At 40.4% G+C, this 2,928-nt stretch carries 4 protein-coding genes; all 4 read left to right on the top strand.

Annotated features, from left to right (window positions below; genetic code table 11):
* Positions 1 to 417 (top strand): FtsX-like permease family protein (locus Q8907_15365; protein ID MDP4275650.1); only part of this gene is annotated, 417 nt, incomplete at its 5' end.
* 26 nt (positions 418 to 443) lie between these two features.
* The gene (locus Q8907_15360; GenBank protein ID MDP4275649.1) at positions 444 to 1,145 is read left to right on the top strand and encodes an ABC transporter ATP-binding protein; all 702 of its coding nucleotides are present in this window, start codon (positions 444 to 446) and stop codon (positions 1,143 to 1,145) included.
* Positions 1,111 to 2,316: a hypothetical protein gene (locus Q8907_15355; protein ID MDP4275648.1), complete on the top strand. Its 1,206-nt coding sequence runs from the start codon at positions 1,111 to 1,113 to the stop codon at positions 2,314 to 2,316. The genes Q8907_15360 and Q8907_15355 overlap by 35 nt, the downstream gene beginning before the upstream one ends.
* Before the next feature lie 151 nt (positions 2,317 to 2,467).
* Positions 2,468 to 2,716: a DNA-binding protein gene (locus tag Q8907_15350; GenBank protein MDP4275647.1), complete on the top strand. Its 249-nt coding sequence runs from the start codon at positions 2,468 to 2,470 to the stop codon at positions 2,714 to 2,716.
* Positions 2,717 to 2,928: the final 212 nt, after the last annotated feature.

The following is a 2,928-nucleotide window of genomic DNA, read 5'->3' as shown; positions in this document are numbered from 1 at the left end:
GTCATCATGCTGATTTTATTACTGGCTATGTGTTTTGGCATCATCAACACCATGCTGATGGTGGTACTTGAAAGAATCAGGGAATTGGGCATGCTCATGTCTATTGGCATGAATAAAATCAGGATATTTTACATGATTATGATTGAAACGGTATTCCTTTCACTTACCGGCGGAATATTGGGAATAATCATGGGAAAATCGGCTGTCAGTTTGTTTGGCAAGACCGGCCTTGACCTTTCAGCCTTTATCCAGGGATTTGAAGCAGTCGGGTACAGTGCGGTTATTTATCCTTCACTGGATTGGAGTTTCTATTTCGAGCTGGCCGTCCTGGTGATCGCAATTGGTATAATCGCTTCGATTTACCCCGCACGGAAAGCCTTAAAACTCAATCCTGCCGAGGCTATCAGGACCATATAAGTTATTAATCAAATTGTAGAAGAGCCATGAAAATAATTGAGATAACCCATCTGACTAAAATCTATAAAGAAACTGAAGTCGAAGTAAAAGCCATTGATGACATCAGCCTGACTTTCGAACAGGGTGAATTCACCTGCATTGTAGGGCCATCGGGATCAGGAAAGACTACCCTTTTGAATATGATGGGCGGGCTCGACAAACCCACCGAAGGGGACATCACCATTGGCGGGACAGATATCTTGAAACTCAACGAATCGAAGTTGATAGATTTCCGGCTGAGAAATATTGGCTTCGTTTTTCAGGCATACAACCTTATTCCGGTACTGACGGCCAGGGAGAATGTTGAATTTATCATGCAGTTGCAAAAAAAGCCTAAAAAAGAAAGGCAGCAACGTTCCCTGGAGCTGCTCAAATCAGTCGGATTATTGGACAGAATAAACAGCCGGCCTGCAAAACTATCCGGAGGACAGCAACAAAGAGTAGCCGTAGCCAGGGCACTGGCCACAAAACCCAAATACATACTGGCCGATGAGCCTACGGCCAACCTAGATTCCAAAAGTGCTGAAATGCTTCTTGATATCATGGAAAAACTTAACCATGAGGAAAATATGACCTTCATTTTCTCTACCCATGATGCCCGGGTAGTGAAAAAAGCCCGCAGGATCATTACCCTGGTTGACGGGACAATCGCCAATGATGAACTTCGCAATCCCCATGAACCCCATTAATCAATATATGCCTAAGTCAGCCAAAATAATATTCCCAATTGTCTTCCTGATTTTTACCCTGCAAGCCAAAGCCCAGGAAGAAATACCCCCCAGAAAGCTTACCCTGAACGGCTATATTTCTTCCATGCAGTCGGTTATGTTCGACAGTATCCGGAATAATTGGGACGTAAGCAACCTGATCCATAACCGGCTTAATTTTAAGTGGATCCCCACCTCAAGCATCACCACTGCCGTAGAACTCAGAAACCGTTTTTCATATAACCACGAAATGAATACCGGTGAAAATTATTATTCAGTGAAGGATCAGGGCTGGATGAACTTAAGCCTGGATATTTTTTCAGGGAAATCATTTCTGCTCAATACCTTTGTCGACCGGGCATGGGTGGCCTACGAAAAGGGGAAATTTAATATCACTGCCGGACGGCAACGCATCAACTGGAGCCAGACCTTTGTCTGGAACCCCAACGACGTTTTTAATGCCTATTCTTTTTTTGATTTTGATTATGTTGAAAAACCCGGTAGTGACGCCCTGCGGGTGCAATATTATCCAAATGAAACATCTTCGGCAGAGGCAGCCATCAAAATAAACCGGGAGAAAAAAATAACGGCTGCAGGATTATACAGATTTAACCGGTTCCAATATGATTTCCAGTTTTTAGGAGGATTGCTGAACAGTACCGATTACCTGGCAGGTGCCGGCTGGAGCGGAGCCATAAAAGGCTGGACAGTCAGCGGAGAATTAAGTTATTTCCATCCCAAAAAACATTTTCGGGATACAACCGGACTATTTATGGCATCGTTGGCAACCACACATTCCTTCAATGATAAATTAAGTGTACAGGGAGAAGTTCTGTATTCCAGCGTTAAAAAGCAAGACATCAAAAATTTCGAGGAATTTTATCTGGCTCCGCTGACCGTAAAAAACTTATCGTTTACACACTATAACGCATTTGCTCAGGCCTCTTATGCAATCTCTCCCTTGCTTAATACCACCCTTGCCCTGATGTATTTCCCTGAAGTCAAAGGATATTTTGCCGGCCCGTCCGTAAGTTACTCATTATCTGATAATTTTGACTGCTCCCTCTATGTACAAAGGTTCAGCGGAGAACTGATGGAACATAAAAGGGCAAATTTCAATTTAGCCTTTCTTCGCTTCAAATTAAACTTCTAATTTTAAGCTGATTATAATTGATTTAAATCACCAAATAAATAAGGTAAATATTTTTGTTTGTATTAAAAAATTTTTAATTTTAAACGTTCTTTAATTAAATATTACTTTCCTCTTAAGAAAATAAAGTATTAACCCCCAAAATATTAAAGACATGACCATCACATTTAATGAACTCAGGGAAATTAAAGACAAACTGCCTCACGGCAGTATGAAACTTATCGCTGATAGGCTTAATATGAATGAAGAAACAGTTAGAAATTATTTCGGAGGATCGCACTATAAATCCGGAGAAAGTATCGGAATTCACGTAGAACAGGGACCAAGTGGCGGAGTAGTATCACTGGACGATACAACAATTCTGGATATGGCAAAAAAAATAATTAACGGACAAAGTGATTAAATAAAAAAAACAGGAGTATCCTCCTGTTTTTTTTATTTATACAACTCTGAAATAATTGATTAACGGGAACAACCTGTTATAAATGAGGTATGTTTTGTCCTTACAACAGATTTGATCATAACAAAATACAATTTATTTCATATAAGTGGACAAAAACTCACCTTAATTTCAGGGTGTGATTTTTATTGACTTTTCAGCCAGTTTATGGTTCT

Source organism: Bacteroidota bacterium (genome assembly GCA_030706565.1).
In the GTDB taxonomy this organism is placed as follows: domain Bacteria; phylum Bacteroidota; class Bacteroidia; order Bacteroidales; family JAUZOH01; genus JAUZOH01.
This window is presented reverse-complemented; position numbering and strand designations above follow the sequence as displayed.